The sequence below is a fragment of the Escherichia sp. E4702 genome (assembly GCF_963883545.1).
Taxonomy (GTDB): domain Bacteria; phylum Pseudomonadota; class Gammaproteobacteria; order Enterobacterales; family Enterobacteriaceae; genus Escherichia.
On record NZ_CAWORF010000039.1, the window covers coordinates 152,358 to 167,063 of the forward strand.

Below are 14,706 nucleotides of genomic sequence, written 5' to 3' on the forward strand. Positions count from 1 at the left end.
AATATTCTATTTGAGATAATCGCTATGCGCCTTAGCACCAGTTTTATGTATCAGCGTCAGTTAGACAGTATGTCTAAAGCCATGACCAATTATAACGATCTCTCCGTGCGCCTTTCTGCCGGTCAGACACTATTGAAGCCGTCTGACGATCCGGGGCAGGCATCGCAGGCGGTAATGTATCAAAATGCGCTTTCACGTCTGGGCGAGTTTGATACCGCAAGAAAATATGCTCAGGATGCCCTCGGACAAGAAGATAACACGCTGACGTCTATATCCGGCTTACTGACCGAAGACCTTTCCGGCAAAATTGTTCAGGCGGGATCTGAAACGTACAGCAAAGCGGATCGCGAAGCACTGGCAACAGAGTTATCCGGGATCCGCAGCCGTTTGCTCGATCTGGCGAACAGCAAAAACAGTGATGGACAGTGCATTTTTGCGGGCTATAAAACAGGTGCTGCGCCGTTTAAAGCCGATGGTAGCTACGTTGGCGGTACGACGGCAATGACGCAGAATGTGTCCGACAGTACGGAAATGCAGGTTGGTACGACAGGTGATGCGCTTTTCCCGACTGATGCGGGAACGGGGGATAATATCCTGCAATCCTTACAGAAAAGCATTGATGCGTTAAATAATCTGCCGGAAAACCCGACCGACGCTGAACGAAAAGCGTTTGAAGCAACCATTGGGCAAACCAATACTGATGTACATAAAGCAATTGATAACCTGGGAAAAGTTCAGGCGCGTGTAGGTTCAAGCCTGCAACAACTGGAGACGCTGGGAAGCAGTGCTGATACGCAGGCGATTACCGTACAGAGCCGACTTCAGGAATCAACCGGTTCTGACTGGGACACCATGATCAGCGTATTATCTGAATCGAAAATGTCTGAGTTTGCTTTAAATTCATCTATGAGCGTTTTTCAGGCAATGCAGCAACTTTCTATCTTCAAAACGCTTGGGTAAATATTTAACCCTGACCTGATCGGGGAAGGGTAAATATAGCTGTTATTACGGGTAATTATTTACCAGTAGGGATATTTTTTACTTTGGCTAAGAAATCATGTTAAAACATTTTAATATTTCGACCTGGATGAATATCCTGCTGGGTGTATTCATCTTATTTCTCGTGCTGATATCCGGTTTGAGTTATGTGAACTCAAATAACGCATCAAGGAATTTTGACAGGGCTATCTTATCTCTGGATAAAAATGAATCCCTGATGATGGCGGCTATCTATACTCTTGATAGTTTCAGCGGAATTAATTCGCTGATGATGCACAATATTACGAAACAAGAAATTACGCAGGATGAAATAGATACTTATCGTGATGTGTTAAGTAAGTCACGTAAGTTAATCAGCCAGTTTATGGATAAGCCGTTCACCACCGAGGAAGAACATAACCGTGCGCTGGCGGTCAAGAAAAGCTTTGATGATGCTCTGGACAGAGAAACCAATAAAATGGGGTTCATCACTCATCCGGAAGATTATCCAGGTAATATCGTTGCTGACGATATGGATGTGCAACATGCGCTACGTACCAGCATTGACGCTTATCTGGACGAAGCCGCTCGTGTTACCAACAAATTTAATGTCGAGTCAGACAGAGAAACGCAAAGAATAACCACCATCTCAGTGATTACACTGCTGCTGGGTCTTATTATCTTTTTTGTGTCACGTATCTGGTTGAAACGTAACCTTTTCCAGCGCCTTGATATGGCAAAAGAAGCATTCAGAAAAATCGCCAGCGGCGACCTGAGTCATGAAACAAAAATTGGCAATCTGAATGAAATCGGCTTTATGCTGGCTGAAGTGGAAAAAATGCGATTATCGTTGACGGAAACCGTTAATGGCATCCGTGCCGGCGTGAAGCAGATTTACCACAATGCCCATGAAATTGCTAATAGCAACAATGACTTGTCATCACGTACAGAAGAGCAGGCTTCTGCACTCCAGCAAACTGCTGCCAGTATGGAAGAGCTAAAAATCACCGTTCGTCAGAACGCCGATAACGCGCACAGCGCCAGACAACTCGCGGAAAGCGCCAGCATTAGCGCACGTAATGGCGGTGATGTGATGAACAATCTTGACGGTATTATGCGTGAAATATCAGACAGTTCCCGTCAAATTGCTGACATTAACGGCGTTATCGACAGCATTGCTAATCAGACCAATATTCTGGCGTTGAACGCGGCAGTAGAAGCGGCGCGTGCAGGTGAACAGGGGCGCGGATTTGCCGTTGTTGCCGGTGAAGTTCGCAACCTGGCTAAACGTAGCGCAGATGCAGCAAAAGAGATTCGTTTGCTGATCAATACTTGTGTCGCCAACATGAATACCGGTTCTCAGGAAATGGTTGTCGCCGGGGAATCGATGAAAGAGATCGTCAAATCTGTTATTCAGGTTACCGATATCATGGCAGAAATTACCTCAGCCTCTGATGAGCAAAGTATCGGCATAAGCCAGATTGCGCAGGCAATCAATGAAATGGATCTGGTTACGCAACAAAATGCGGCGATGGTAGAGCAGGCTGCTAAAACTACCAGTGATGTCGAAACGAATGCCGGTGAACTGGATAATATGGTTTCTTCTTTCGTTGTCGAAGAAGAAAAAGATAAACGTTCCTGGAATGTCAAAAAACAGGCCAGAAAACATTTATTACCTGATGTATCGAAAAAAACACCAATTCAGTCAGATGATGAGTGGGAATCGTTCTAAATTAAAATAATAGCAAGATACATATCAGGATAATTATTAGGTGTATAAAAAATGAATTTACCTTTGATTATTGAAGTCTTGATATGTTTCACTTTAATCGCTTTTATCAGGCTATATGATTTCCTGATAATGTCGAATAATAAACCTTCATTGTAATAATGCGGAATATGATAAAGTGAAGGGGTTATATAATCTGGCAGTAACATATAATAAGGGAGATTTATGGGCGCAATTTGGCGGATTGGTACGCCATGAAGCACTTAAATTGCAAGCCCGACTCCCTGCGGGTGTTGAACTGGATGACCTGATGCAGGCCGGTGCAATAGCTGTAATGAACGCCGTCGATCAGTTTGATCCCAGTATGGGGGTGAAACTGAAAGTTTTTCTGGCGCAGCGTGTTCGCTGGGCATTCATTGATGAACTGCGTGAGAATGACTGGGCGCCGCGCCGCATACGGCGAAAATCGCGTGAAGTTAGCGCCGCGATTGCCCGTGTGGAGCAGCGAACCGGGAATGCTGCGACAGAACAGGAAATCGCGGCGGAACTGGAAATGTCGCTGCAGGATTACCAGACCGTTTTACAGGAAACAAACTCAAGCCTGATTTGTTCGCTTGATGAGTTGATGGAAGATGGGGGTGAAGGATTTGAACTTTCCGAATTTCAAACGGACGAGGAAAATCCTCTGAATGATATTCTGCGCAAAGATCTTATGCAGAAAATTAGCGAAGAAATTCAGCTGTTACCCGAGCGTGAGCAGTTTCTATTAAACCTGTATTATCAGCAGGATCTTAATATGAAAGAGATTGGCCTCTTGTTATCTGTGACAGAAACACGCATCAGCCAATTACACAGTCAGACAATCAAAAGATTAAGAGCAAGGCTTGAAATGCATGCAGATATTAATCTGCAATAACTCGATGTCCTGAGGTTGGTCATTCAGTTACAGATATTATTATCTAATATGTGATTGTCGTACCTCCTGTACAGATATGCAACCGTGAGCATTCGCCCTCGTGATTTTATTACCACGAGAGAGATTTCTCATTGTCGTTGCTTACGCTGCCGTCGGGATGTTCGGTAGTTTTTCATCGTAGTGAACATCTCTGTCAGCCTTTTTCATACCAGGCATGACCGATGGTAAGGAGCGAACATGCTTGTTTTATTAGGATATTTTGTAGTTTTTGTGACTGTGTTTGGTGGTTATGTCCTCGCCGGAGGATATCTGATGTCATTATATCAGCCTACCGAATTTTTGATTATCGCAGGTGCTGGTCTGGGTGCATTTATCGTTGGTAATAATGGCAAGGCTATTCGTTCAACTATAAAAACATTTCCTGTCTTATTCCGGGCTAAGGCACTTTATTCAAAAGAAATGTACATGGATTTACTGGCTATGATGTTTTTACTGCTAAGTAAAGGACGTCAAAAAGGGCTAATGTCACTGGAAAATGATATTGAAGATCCTGAAAGCAGTGATATTTTTTCCTCTTATCCCCGCTTATTGAAAGATAAAAGCGTGATGAATTTTATGGTTGATTACCTGCGGCTGATGATCAGTGGCAGTATGAACGCCTTTGAAATGGAATCTTTAATGGATGAGGAAATTGAAACCTGCGAAATGGAATATGAAACAACGGTTCACAGTTTGCAAACTGCAGGTGATGCTTTACCGGCATTCGGTATTGTGGCAGCCGTGATGGGGGTCGTAAACGCCCTGAGCGCAGTAGACAAACCCGCCGGTGAACTTGGTGCTTTGATAGCCCATGCGATGGTGGGAACCTTTTTAGGGATCCTGCTGGCCTATGGTTTGGTGCTTCCGCTGGCGTCTCTGTTACGACAGAAAAGTGCCGAGCAAATAAAAATGCTTCAGTGTATTAAAACCACGTTGCTGTCATGTATTCATGGTTCTGCGCCGCAAATTGCGGTTGAGTTCGGTCGAAAAACCCTCTTTACCAGCGAACGTCCGGGCTTTGCCGAGCTTGAGGAACATGTTCGCCAGGCGAAATATTCGGCCAATAATTCTTCCACAGGTGAGGCCCCATGAAGAACAACGGGACCGGCAACATTGTTGTTGTAAGACGCTCAGGTAATAAAAAAGAAGGTTTACATGGTGGTTCGTGGAAAATCGCTTATGCCGATTTTATGACTGCCATGATGTCCTTTTTTCTGGTTATGTGGCTGGTTTCTTCCTCCACGCCAGAGCAGCGTCATCAGCTTGCAGAGTATTTCAAAATCCCCATCGGCGTACCTATGGCCGAACATGGTGACAAAGATACTCAGAGCCAAAGTATTATTCCTGGCGGTGGCGAGGATGTTGTTCATCAGGATGGGGAAGTTCAGAAAGCTGTTTTGCAAAAGCAGGAAGATCATTTCTATTCGGGAAATAAAACGCTGAAGCATGCAGAGTCAAAGCTGCAAGGCATCATGAAGACGGACACCCGTCTGAACAAATTCCGTTCAAATTTACACTTATCGTTGACCCCGGATGGACTGTTGATACAGATAACGGACAGCCAGGAACGCCCGATGTTTAAAGTCGGTAGCTGGACACCGGAAACCTATATGGTCGGAATTCTGGAGGCATTAGTGCCTGTTCTGAACCAATTACCGAATCACATAATGGTAACCGGACATACTGATTCGTTGCCTTATGCTGGCGGTGAAGCTGGCTATAGCAACTGGGAACTTTCCGTTGATCGTGCTAACGCGGCGAGAAGGATTCTTATTAATCATGGTCTGGAAGTCGGCAAATTCTTACAGGTTATCGGTGATGCTGACAGTATGAATCAGGTCGGTACAGCGAAAGACGATCCCGCCAACCGTCGCATCAGTATCCTCGTGCTGAGTGAAGAGAAAGAACAAGAAATTATGAACGAGGATAAGTTGCTTAACAGTGATGTGACAGGAGAAAAACTCTCTGTGCCACCTAGTAAACCTGACATCGATAATCCGCCGTTAAACCCCACGTCCGAAAAACCGGTTCAGGAGAAGACGAAATAAGATGGATATCAGCGATTTTTATCAGACTTTCTTTGATGAAGCCGATGAGCTATTGGCCGATATGGAAGGGCATTTGCTCGAGCTTAATCCGCGAACACCTGATAAGGAAAGCCTGAACGCTATCTTCCGGGCCGCTCATTCGATTAAAGGCGGCGCGGGGACATTTGGTTTTACTGTATTACAGGAAACGACACATATTCTGGAAAATATTCTGGATGATGCTCGTAGTGGAAAACTCCAGCTCAATGAAGGCATCATTAATCTTTTTTTGGAAAGTAAGGATATTATGCAGGATCAACTTGATGCATATAAATCTTCCCGCACGCCGGATGAGGACAGCTACCGATATATTTGTGAGGCGCTGAGACAGTTAGCCCTGGAATCCAAAGAGGGCTCTGTAAACAATAGTCATCAGGCCGAGCTGATAAAAGAAAGTAAAAAAGATACGGGAACGGGAGAAGATGTTTTAAAGATTACCCTCAAGGATCTAGGCGAAAAGGATTTCGAACCTCTTGTTGAGGAACTTAAGAATCTTGGCATGTTGCAGGATCTTAAAATTGAAAAAAGCAGCCTGCAGGCTCGTATGCTCACCACTACCGCTGCGGATGATATTCTGGCGGTATTATGTTTTATTCTGGAACCAGAACAAATCACGATTGATGTTTGTGATGACGATTTTGTAGAAAATACCTGTCTGGATGCAGACGGTGTTGCGCAAGAAACAAACGATAATGGTTTTTCTGCGACAAGCAGTTCCCCGATTGGCGCTGCGCCATCAAGAAAACTGCGTAGTGCCAGCGAATCCCGTAAACAAAGCACTGAATCCGGTAGTATTCGTGTCGCCGTAGAAAAAGTAGACCAGATAATTAACCAGGTCGGTGAACTCATTATTACCCAGACCATGTTGACACAGTTATCTGCGGGGCTGGATCCTGCTCAGTATGACTCGTTGATTAATAGTATTGCGCAACTCGAACGTAATGCCCGGGATTTACAGGCATCGGTGATGTCGATCCGTATGATGCCAATGGAATATGTCTTCAGCCGTTTTCCCCGTTTAGTTCATGACCTTGCTAATAAATTAAATAAAAAGGTAGAGCTGACGTTGTGGGGCGGTTCTGCGGAACTGGATAAAAGTTTAATCGAGCGAATTATCGACCCGCTGACTCATCTGGTACGCAATAGTCTGGATCACGGTATTGAGCCGATTGATGTCAGGCTAGCTAATGGTAAACCTGCTACCGGTAGCCTGACGCTATCGGCAGAGCACCACGGCGGTAATATTGTTATCGAAGTCGTAGATGATGGCGCCGGCCTCAACAGAGAAAAAATCCTTAATCGCGCTCATGTGCAGGGCGTCGCTATTAGTGAAAACCCCAGCGATGAAGAAGTCTGGATGCTCATTTTTGCAGCGGGTTTCTCCACCGCAGAGAAAGTCACAGATGTCTCCGGTCGTGGCGTTGGTATGGATGTGGTGAGACGAAACATTCAGGATATGGGCGGTCATGTGACAATCCATTCAGAACAGGGGCGTGGAACCACTATCCGAATAATATTACCTCTGACGCTGGCAATTCTGGACGGCATGTCTGTACGCGTTGGGGCTGAAATTTATGTTCTCCCACTTGGCGCGGTGATGGAATCACTGATGTTGCTGGAAATGCCGCTAAACAGAATGTCCGGCGGTGAGTTGGTATTGAAGGTCAGAGAGGAATATCTGGCCCTCATCGAGCTGAATCGTCTTTTCGGTATCCAGAGTGATTTACAGAGTGTAAATGAAGGTATTGCGGTCGTCGTGCAAAGTGCAGGTATTCGCTATGCGCTACTGGTGGATCAACTGATTGGCCAGCATCAGGTCGTCGTTAAAAATCTCGAACAAAACTATCGTAAGGTGCCGGGAATTGCTGCCGCCACTATTCTGGGGGACGGCAGCGTAGCTATGATCCTGGATGTTGCTGCGCTTTATTCCAGAACAGCAATGACGCCTGCAATAGTGGATTCCGGCAAGGTTCTCAATTAAGGGAAACATTATGAAACTCACAGATAACGATAAACAATCGGCAAAAGAAAATGTCGGTAATGAATATTTGATTTTTACTCTTGGGCAAGAAGAGTACGGAATAGAAATATTAAAAGTACAGGAAATTCGCGGCTACGAGCGAGTTACGCGCATTGCGAATACCCCAGATTTTATTGCCGGTGTGACAAACCTTCGCGGTGTTATTGTGCCTGTAGTTGACTTTCGCGTTAAATTTCATCTGGATACAATTTCATTTGATGAAAACACGGTCGTTATCGTGCTAAGTTTTTCTAACAAAATCGTTGGGATAGTGGTTGATGGTGTCTCTGATGTGCTCTCTTTGTCACCTGAACAAATTCGTCCGGCACCTGAATTTAGCGGCGCAAAATTAGCGACAGATTACTTGCTTGGCTTAGGTACGCTTGATTCCAGAATGCTTATTCTTGTCGATATTGAAAAATTGCTTAACAGCGAAGAAATGCAATTGGTTGAACGTACAGCAGAAGTATCAGTTGACTGAAAATGAGGCTTTAGTGGTTTTCATGCTTACAGGTCAGGTGCATAATGATTTTTTCCTTAAAAAACAGCAAAAGGCTCAGGATCTTACCTGAGTCATTATCTTTAAAAACAACGTTTATTGTTGCTGTTTCTTTTGTTGTACTGGTTTTTACCATGTCAAATATCATAACGTTATATCACTTTATTGAGATTAAAAATAATGTTTTCAGACTAACGTCAGGTTTAGATCAGATCAATACGTTATCAAAGACGCGGCGAGCACTTGAGCTTGTCTTTGAAGAATGGGATTATCGCGATAATAGTAAATCATTGTATGACATGGAGTCGGCTAAAAATCATTTTCATGACTATATGGACATTATTTCCGATGATGCTAAAAATAGTGTGAAACAAACTCAGTCAATCAGAGATGCTTTTAAAAATGTTGAAGAAGCGGTTCGATCAGGGCGACTGAGTGAAGTAGAGAAAAAAGTAGATAAATTTATCTCTCAAGAGAATTATTTGGATGATTATGTCTATAAATATGATGAGCCTGAAGCTAAGGGTATTATTAATTGTCTGATAGCTGATTCTTATTTTGTTGGGGTGATCTCTTTTTGTTTTTGGATAATACTCGCAGTCGCAGGCTGGTTATGGTTAAAAAACAATGTATTCTCACGATTTGAGTACATCAAAGAATGCTTTTCTTTAATTTCTAATGGCGAACTTAATCATACATTAGCCATCGGTCAGAAAAACGAAATTGGTGAAGTTATTGAACAACTGGACACGATGCGGCTAAATTTAAGCGATATCATTACAACGTTTAAAAGTTCAATTGAACTAATTAGCGACAGCACTGATGAAATGACGCATGGTAATAGCGATCTGTCGACCCGTACAGAGGAGCAGGCGGGCGCATTACAGCTAACTGCTGCCAATATGGAAGAGATCAGTACGACGGTTGCGCATAATGCTGACAACGCCAAAAGAGCGAATGAATTTGCCAGCGCGGCAAATACGACGGCACAAGAAGGGCTGACGGCGGCGCAGGCAGTTACGGAAACTATTCGTACTATTGAACAAAGTGTTAAAAAGATATCGGAAATTAACAAAGTTGTGGATGACATCGCTCGCCAAACATATATCCTGGCGCTTAACGCTGCCGTTGAAGCAGCAAGAGCCGGAGATCATGGGCGTGGGTTTGCTGTTGTTGCCAGTGAAGTACGGCATCTGGCTCAAAACAGTGCCAGCGCGGCTAAAGAAATCAATGAATTAATAACTTCAGCCGTTGAACATGTCAATACAGGTAATGCGCTTGCCACCAATGCAGGTAAGACGATAAATGAAATGGTGAATGCCATTTATGATGTCAACAGCATTATGAATGATATCTCCCAGGCGTCTGAAGAGCAGAGCAAAGGGATTCAGCAGGTTGCGTATGCGCTGACTGAAATGGATACTGTGACGCAGCGTAATAACTCATTGGTAAGTGAATCTGAAACCATCGCGCTGAGTCTACACGACCAGGTCAGACAGTTACAGGAAATGATCGCCTTCTTTAAGTTACCAATTAATCATTCTTGATTACCCACTATGACTTTCAGATATAGCATTCTGCCTGGATGCTATATCTCCATTTTTGTCGATAACTCTGAATTCTATTCCTGTTCCTCTGGCTACCACTCCAGGTCTGCGTCGGTTAATCTTTAGCCTCGGGCTAATCTATTACATAGGATTAATATAAATGCCTTTATATTAGCCAGGGTAAACGCCCGAGTTAAACTAATTAAATATCTTAAGTTAGTTTCTTTTTGCTACAGATTTAACTTATTTTATGGTTAATAATATGGAAACAGATGCAACAATTGAAGAGGGTGTTAATATCTGCATATAACAAGCTGTTTTTGGAGTTAATTTTATGCAGAAACCTGTCGTTCGAGTGGGCGAATGGCTAGTCAGCCCTGATGTTAATCAAATCAGCCGCAATAGACGGCGAATAACACTCGAACCGCGATTAATTGATCTTCTGGTTTTTTTGGCTCATCACCCCGGTGAAGTGCTTACACGCGATGAGTTGATTGACCATGTATGGAAGCGAAATATAGTCACCAGCCACGTTGTGACGCAAACTATTTCTGAGTTGCGTAAGTCATTAAAAAATGACGATGATGATGAGAATAATGAATATATCATTACTATCCCTAAACGTGGATATAAACTCACCGCGCCGGTAACATGGTGCGCTGAAGAAGGGGAGGTGACGGCATCCTTATCCCCTGAACAGCCCGACATTGTGTCAGATACGCCGCTACCGACCAATACTCCCATCATTACCGCGCCTCGATTATCTGACAATCAACTGCGTAAATATCATCATCTCCGTGTTTTTATCGTTTGGGCTATCTTTTTACTGGCTGTGCTTAGTTGTGTATTTATGGTTGCAAAAACAGCAATTAAATCTAATTTAACGACGACCAATACTCAGGTTCTTCTGAACCCACTTGATATAGACATCCACCTTGTTAACGGAAATGCATGTAATAACTGGAATTTGCAGCTTTTTTATGCTGTTGGCTTAGGAAGCCTGGTGACATCTACGCTTAACACATATTCTAATTATATGGTGCATGACAAAATAAACTACAGTGGCCATGTTTCGGGAAATTCAGGAAAAACGTTAACGCTGGAGTTTCTCAATCAACGTCACTACCGAGCACAGCAATGTTTTATGTCTGTCCGCCTGGTCGATCATGCGAACGGCGAGGTTATGCTGGATAAACGTTACTTCATTACGGGGTCTAATGAGGTAGCGATCCAGAATGATTTACTGAGCAATTTATCATCGGCGCTTTCGCTATCCTGGTCAGACAAAATGACGGAAATGATGAGCCATTATCAACCCATTAAAAGTCAGTCTCTGGCACATTTTTTTGAAGCACATCAGTTGTTAATGCAGGGGGATGCTGCATCGCTAAACAAAGCCAGTGAAATCCTCGAAGACGTGGCGAAACAGTCCCCGGAATTTACCTATGTTAATGCTGAAAAAGCATTGATCGATATTTTTCGCCATACGCAGCAGTTGCTTGATGACAAGCAGCTTAAAACGTTATATGCCTCGATGGAGAAAATTCGTAACAGCCCAGGGCTCAAGGATTCAGCGATTTACTATCAGATTAAAACTGTCGATTTGTTAGATCGTGGCAACGTGGAGGAGGCGTATCAGGCAATTAATCTCGGTATCAGAAATGAACTCTCCTGGCTAAACTATATCCTGCTGGGAAAAGTCTACGAAATGAAAGGCGAAAACCGTCTTGCCGCTGATGCCTATATTACCGCATTTAATTTGCGTCCTGGAGAAAACACGCTGTACTGGATTAAAAATGGTATATTCCAGACATCGCTAAACCGCATCGTACCCTACCTTGAAAATTATTCTTCAGCAGAATAAATGAAGCCTTATCATATTTTTTCTTAAATAATATGATAAGGCATTTTTTCATGTCATCAGTCACCGTATTTATATTTTACGCAATCCATCATAAATCAGAAAAACTACGGTTTTACTCTTAAGGAAATCGCTTTAATTGATTGATAATCAACAAAATTTATCTTTTCATGATAACCGTAGATAATCCAGATAACCTTTATGATTCTCTAAAAAACATCATTTATATATCGTTTATTGTTTATTCATTTTATCTTTAGGACTTCATTCTCCTGAATTAGTACCCTTTTCTATAGTCGGTCAGTCTGCAGCGTTGTTTACATGTTGACTTGTGCCTTGAATATTAAATCCAGGAGATTGAAAATATGAGTTCTGCCAAACAGATCGGGCTATTTGCCTGTACTGGCGTGGTAGCCGGTAATATGATGGGAAGCGGGATTGCATTATTACCCGCGAATCTTGCCAGCATTGGTGGTATTGCCATCTGGGGATGGGTTATCTCTATTATTGGTGCGATGTCGCTGGCTTATGTTTATGCCCGCCTGGCGACAAAAAACCCGCAACAAGGTGGCCCAATTGCTTATGCGGGGGAAATCTCTCCGGCATTCGGATTCCAGACGGGTGTTCTTTATTATCACGCTAACTGGATTGGTAACCTCGCAATTGGTATTACCGCGGTTTCTTATCTTTCTACCTTCTTCCCTGTATTAAATAGCCCAATTCCAGCCGGTATTGCCTGTATTGCTATTGTCTGGATCTTTACCTTCATCAACATGCTTGGCGGTGCCTGGGTTAGCCGTTTGACAACTATTGGCCTGATGCTGGTACTGATTCCTGTCGCGCTGACTGCTGTTATTGGCTGGCACTGGTTTGATCTGGCGACTTACCAGGCAAACTGGAATACCTCCGGTACGACTGACAGCCGCGCTGTGATTAACAGTATTCTGCTCTGCCTGTGGGCTTTCGTTGGTGTTGAATCTGCTGCGGTGAGCAGCGGTATGGTGAAAAATCCAAAACGCACCGTTCCGCTGGCAACCATGCTGGGCACGGCAATGGCCGGTATCGTTTATATTGCCGCAACCCAGGTGCTTTCCGGTATGTTCCCTGCCGACCGTATGGCTGCTTCTGGTGCTCCGTTCGCCGTTAGCGCCGCGACGATGTTTGGCGGCTGGGCCGCACCGGTGGTTTCTGCTTTTACCGCTTTCGCCTGTCTGACTTCCCTCGGTTCCTGGATGATGCTGGTTGGCCAGGCGGGTGTCCGTGCGGCAAACGACGGCAACTTCCCGAAAGTTTATGGTGATGTTGACAGTAACAACATCCCTAAAAAAGGCCTGTTGCTTGCAGCGGTGAAAATGACCGTCCTGATGGTGCTGATAACCGTGATGAACTCTACCGGTGGTAAAGCTTCTGACCTGTTTGGCGTGCTTACCGGGATCGCAGTGCTGTTGACCATGCTCCCTTACTTCTACTCCTGTGTTGATCTGATTCGTTTCGAAGGCGTCAACCTGCGCAACGGCGCCAGCCTGGTTTGTTCAGTGCTGGGTTGTGTCTTCTGCTTCATCGCTCTGTCAGGCGCTACGTCCTTCGAGCTGACCGGGACATTTATCGTCAGTCTGATAATCCTGATGTTTTACGGCCGTAAATTGCATCAGCGCGAACATGCTGCTGACGACGTTAGCAGCGTAGACACCCACTAATTCCCTTCGTTTCTCTGCGCTCCTCTCGTTCTCCCACAACGAGACGGGAGGAGCCAGCTCTATCAGGAGATATAAATATGAACGTTATCGCGATAATGAATCAGATGGGGGTTTACTTTAAAGAAGAGCCTATCCGTGAGTTGCATTGCGCCCTCGAAAAACGGGGCTTCCACGTTGTCTATCCAAACGACCGCGAAGACCTGCTGAAGCTGATTGAAAATAATGCTCAACTTTGCGGCGTGATCTTTGACTGGGATAAGTACAATCTTGCGCTGTGCGAAGAAATCAGCGCTATGAATGAGTACATGCCACTGTATGCGTTTGCAAATACTCACTCTACGCTGGATGTCAGCCTGAACGAGCTGCGTATGCAGGTGCGTTTCTTCGAATACGCGCTGGGCGCGGCGGAAGATATCGCCTTAAAAATCAAACAAAATACTGACGAATATATCGATACCATTCTGCCGCCACTGACCAAAGCCCTGTTCAAATATGTTCGTGAAGGTAAGTACACATTCTGTACCCCTGGCCATATGAGCGGTACGGCATTCCTGAAAAGCCCGGTCGGTAGCATTTTCTATGACTTCTTTGGTGCAAACACCATGAAGTCAGATATCTCCATCTCGGTATCTGAGCTGGGATCTCTGCTGGATCACTCTGGTCCGCACAAAGAAGCGGAAGAGTATATTGCTCGCGTGTTCAACGCTGAACGCAGCTATATGGTTACCAACGGTACGTCAACCGCTAACAAAATCGTCGGCATGTATTCCGCTCCGGCGGGCAGTACAGTGCTGATTGACCGTAACTGCCACAAATCGCTGACCCATCTGATGATGATGAGCGATATTACGCCGATCTACTTCCGCCCGACCCGTAATGCTTACGGTATTTTAGGCGGTATTCCGCAGAGCGAATTTCAGCATGAAACCATCGCCAAACGCGTGAAAGAAACGCCGAATGCCACCTGGCCTGTACATGCTGTTATTACCAACTCGACTTATGACGGCCTGCTGTACAACACCGACTACATCAAGAAAACGCTGGACGTAAAATCCATCCACTTTGATTCCGCCTGGGTGCCTTACACCAATTTCTCGCCAATTTACAAAGGTAAATGCGGGATGAGCGGTGGTCGTGTTGAAGGTAAAGTGATTTACGAAACTCAGTCTACGCATAAATTGCTCGCGGCGTTTTCTCAGGCATCCATGATCCATGTGAAAGGGGATGTTAACGAAGAGACGTTCAGCGAAGCCTATATGATGCACACCACGACTTCACCGCACTACGGTATTGTCGCATCGATGGAAACTGCTGCGGCAATGATGAAAGGAAA

Annotated in this window: 10 protein-coding genes and 1 pseudogene; all 11 read left to right on the plus strand. The window is 44.5% G+C overall.

The genetic code is table 11. From position 1 onward, the window contains the following. The first annotated feature begins 24 nt into the window (after window positions 1–24). On the plus strand, window positions 25–960 hold the full coding sequence (gene flgL, locus AACU94_RS23950) for a flagellar hook-associated protein FlgL (protein ID WP_135487829.1): 936 nt from the start codon (window positions 25–27) through the stop codon (window positions 958–960). A 97-nt stretch (window positions 961–1,057) separates the two neighbouring features. Then, entirely contained in the window at window positions 1,058–2,710 is a 1,653-nt protein-coding gene (locus AACU94_RS23955; protein WP_135487830.1) for a methyl-accepting chemotaxis protein, read from the plus strand. A gap of 175 nt (window positions 2,711–2,885) precedes the next feature. After that, a complete protein-coding gene (locus tag AACU94_RS23960) occupies window positions 2,886–3,623 on the plus strand; it encodes an RNA polymerase sigma factor FliA (RefSeq protein ID WP_135487831.1) in 738 nt (245 codons plus the stop codon). A gap of 237 nt (window positions 3,624–3,860) precedes the next feature. Continuing rightward, window positions 3,861–4,754: a flagellar motor stator protein MotA gene (gene motA, locus AACU94_RS23965; protein WP_130224440.1), complete on the plus strand. Its 894-nt coding sequence runs from the start codon at window positions 3,861–3,863 to the stop codon at window positions 4,752–4,754. After that, a complete protein-coding gene (motB, locus tag AACU94_RS23970; protein ID WP_135488384.1) occupies window positions 4,751–5,710 on the plus strand; it encodes a flagellar motor protein MotB in 960 nt (319 codons plus the stop codon). Before motA ends, motB begins: the two co-directional genes overlap by 4 nt. Window position 5,711: 1 nt before the next feature. Beyond that, entirely contained in the window at window positions 5,712–7,730 is a 2,019-nt protein-coding gene (cheA, locus tag AACU94_RS23975) for a chemotaxis protein CheA (protein ID WP_135488385.1), read from the plus strand. Between the two features lie 10 nt (window positions 7,731–7,740). Further along, window positions 7,741–8,250 carry a chemotaxis protein CheW gene (locus AACU94_RS23980; RefSeq protein WP_135487834.1) on the plus strand — a complete coding sequence of 170 codons (510 nt, stop codon included), beginning with the start codon at window positions 7,741–7,743 and terminating at the stop codon, window positions 8,248–8,250. A gap of 44 nt (window positions 8,251–8,294) precedes the next feature. Further along, on the plus strand, window positions 8,295–9,815 hold the full coding sequence (locus AACU94_RS23985) for a methyl-accepting chemotaxis protein (RefSeq protein ID WP_135487835.1): 1,521 nt from the start codon (window positions 8,295–8,297) through the stop codon (window positions 9,813–9,815). A gap of 334 nt (window positions 9,816–10,149) precedes the next feature. Beyond that, entirely contained in the window at window positions 10,150–11,679 is a 1,530-nt protein-coding gene (gene cadC / locus AACU94_RS23990) for a lysine decarboxylation/transport transcriptional activator CadC (protein ID WP_135487836.1), read from the plus strand. Window positions 11,680–12,041: 362 nt separating this feature from the next. After that, the gene (gene cadB / locus AACU94_RS23995) at window positions 12,042–13,373 is read left to right on the plus strand and encodes a cadaverine/lysine antiporter (RefSeq protein WP_135487837.1); all 1,332 of its coding nucleotides are present in this window, start codon (window positions 12,042–12,044) and stop codon (window positions 13,371–13,373) included. Between the two features lie 77 nt (window positions 13,374–13,450). Beyond that, window positions 13,451–14,706: pseudogene (gene cadA / locus AACU94_RS24000) on the plus strand (lysine decarboxylase CadA); the annotation flags it as partial.